General features: G+C 53.3%; 4 protein-coding genes. 1 reads left to right on the forward strand and 3 read right to left on the reverse strand.

Translation table 11 applies throughout. The annotated features are described in order from the left end of the window. On the forward strand, positions 1–390 hold a 390-nt coding region (locus PAT3040_RS26190; RefSeq protein ID WP_181376835.1), incomplete at its 5' end, for a helix-turn-helix domain-containing protein. A gap of 447 nt (positions 391–837) precedes the next feature. Here PAT3040_RS26190 and PAT3040_RS26195 read toward each other — a convergent pair. The 3 genes from PAT3040_RS26195 to PAT3040_RS26205 are packed head-to-tail and all read right to left on the reverse strand — an operon-like array spanning position 838 to position 2415. Then, positions 838–1026, reverse strand: a complete 189-nt coding sequence (locus PAT3040_RS26195) for a hypothetical protein (protein ID WP_108994998.1) — start codon at positions 1024–1026, stop codon at positions 838–840. Between the two features lie 26 nt (positions 1027–1052). After that, positions 1053–1901 carry a hypothetical protein gene (locus PAT3040_RS26200; RefSeq protein ID WP_108994999.1) on the reverse strand — a complete coding sequence of 283 codons (849 nt, stop codon included), beginning with the start codon at positions 1899–1901 and terminating at the stop codon, positions 1053–1055. Continuing rightward, the gene (locus PAT3040_RS26205) at positions 1885–2415 is read right to left on the reverse strand and encodes an RNA polymerase sigma factor (protein WP_181376836.1); all 531 of its coding nucleotides are present in this window, start codon (positions 2413–2415) and stop codon (positions 1885–1887) included. Before PAT3040_RS26205 ends, PAT3040_RS26200 begins: the two co-directional genes overlap by 17 nt. Positions 2416–2516: the final 101 nt, after the last annotated feature.

Genomic DNA, 2516 nt, shown 5'->3' on the forward strand with positions numbered 1-2516 from the left:
GCCGAGACGGTGGCCGTCGCGCTGTCCATGCGAACAATCTCGGGCGAAGACCCCGTCATCTCGCGGGTCATGCACTCCCTGGAGACCGGATTTGGAGCGGATATTTCCCTGGAGCAAGTGGCGAACGATCTGAACATGTCGGCGGCCTATCTGTCTACCTACATCAAGGAAAAAACAGGCACCAACTTCATTGACCACTTGAACGGCCTGCGGATGGCAAAGGCGAAGGAATTGCTGACGGAGACCGCCCGGCAAGTGAGCGACATCGCCCGCGAAGTCGGCTACCTTAACGTTACCTCGTTTAACCGTCTGTTCAAAAAAACGACCGGCATCTCGCCGACCGAATATCGCCGACTGCGTCAGGTCGACGCGGAAGGCAAAACGGGCTAGAGGGAGGATGTCCTACTCGCGCGTCTTCTGCCGAACATGTCCTTGTGCGCAATCCTGCAGACATGGCAATAGACCGCCTAACGAACATAAAAAGTCCGTCGAATCCTTGTGTGCAAAACTGGCAATGAAGCTGCAATCAATCATCGCCAACCTGTTAACGGAAGTGAGGCCCCTTATATGGATCGTTTGGCGTGATATTAAAAGCTAACGGAACTCAGCGACGTTATTCGTGAGAAATCCAGGCAAACCGCGGACTTTTGCCCATCATAAGGGCTGTCAGTTCCATTAGATTTGCGAAGTGCCGTTTTTTGCTGAAATAACGCCTTTCATCTCCGTTACGGTTGCTCCCGTTCATTTCTTGCCGGACATTTGCCCGCAATTTCACCTTTGCACTTGAAGTTGCATCATTTCCTTTAAACTTTCCTATAATTCAAGAAAGAGCCGTGCTCAGGCACGGCTCCTTTCTTCCCATTTGTATACCCGAATCTCTATTATTTGAGCATGCTTCGAGCCGGCCGTCGCTTCCACGACGACGCGCATTTGCTCGGCGGCAACAGGCTGCTCTAGCCGGTGAACGCGATTGCGTTTCCGGTTGCCCGTCTCGCTAGCACTTGTCGCGCCGTTCATAAGGCCCAAATCTTATACCCCTCTGTCGTTGCCTGTTACTCCCCGTCCAACACCTGGAACTGTTCCAGCGTCTGGGTAAAGCGCGCGCCATGACCTTCGGCCGCCTCAAGGAAGTACTTCGAGGACAGGATAAAGCTGCCTTGTTTCCCGTTGCTTACGATATAGACGTTCGTCACCATGCTGAGCCGGTCGTTGCCGTCGATCGCATGAACGAGGTAACCGTCCACCGGCGCCGTCACGCGTTCGATGGCATCGACTCGCTCGTAATCGCCCTGTAGTTGCTCCGCAAGCTCCTTCGCCAGCTGCTCCGGCAGCACGTCGGCCTTCTGCTCGATCGTTAAAGATACCTCCGGGTATTCCGCCAGCAGCGGATCGATCGTCGTAATGACATCCTTGTCTTCGCCTTCCACCAGCTTATACCGATCCTTGTCGTAGTAGATGGCGTAGTCGCTTGTCTTGTCGACGTGAACCTGGCCGTTCGTCTCTTCCTTCTGGCCTTCGACATCGATTTCGATTTTTTTCTCCGGCTCAAACCAGTTCTTCACGCTATCCATCATAGCCGTACCCGCTGGCAGCGACAGGAACACTGTCAAGGCAACGGCCGCAGCCGCAACTCCCACTCCGATTTTCATGACTCTCATCCCCTTATGTTTGGTCTTGTTGCTTCTGTTATTCGCGCGTCCCATGCTCGGACTCCGTCCGGTGATAGAATCATGGTGCACCGTGCCGCCGTCAGCCTGTTCCTCGTCATCTCCTGCAGAAGAGCTCTTTTGCGTTCCCTCCTCGGCATCGAGGCGGGCTTCAAGCTGGCCCCAAATATCGTCCTTCCATGTGTCCGGATACTCCGACTTCTTGAGCAATTGCTCTTTATGCTTTTGATCCATGCGGCTCCCCTCCCAGTCTGTCTCTCATCTTCTCGCGGCCCTTGAGCAGGCGCGACTTTAACGTGTTGACGTTAAGCTCCAATGTTTCGGCTATCTCTTTCTCCGAATAATCGTGCAAATATTTTAATATAAGCGGAATTCGATACATATCGGGCAGCGATTGCAAGGCATCGTATACGTCGAGGCTCGTATCCGGCAATTTCGGCTCTACTCCCACCCGCTCCAGCTCCAGCTCACCGGCCAGCGGCACCACCTTCTTCTCCCGTTCCATCACCCGGTAACACTCTCTTAGCAGAATACAGTACAGCCACGGCTTGAACGGCTTCGAAGAATCGTATTGCCAGATGTTGCGATACACCCGGAGGAACGTCTCTTGCACCGCATCCTTGGCACGTTCGCCATGTTTTGTCACGAGCATCGCCGTCCGCATTGCATAGTCGAAGTATTCGTCATATAACGATCGAAACGCATCCCGGTCGCCTTGGATGACCCGGCTAATGATCTCCTGCTTCACCTCATTCACCTCTTTCGTGCTGTTCTTATAAGAGGTTGTTCAAAAAGTCCGCTTTTGATCACGAAGTAAGCCAAGAAGCGTACTCGACATCGAATATGGAA

The organism is Paenibacillus agaridevorans, assembly GCF_003112455.1.
Lineage (GTDB): Bacteria > Bacillota > Bacilli > Paenibacillales > Paenibacillaceae > Pristimantibacillus > Pristimantibacillus agaridevorans.

Coding starts and splice junctions, on each gene's coding strand:
- PAT3040_RS26200 (WP_108994999.1), bottom strand. CDS start 1,901: ATGGATCAAAAGCATAAAGAGCAATTGCTCAAGAAGTCGGAGTATCCG.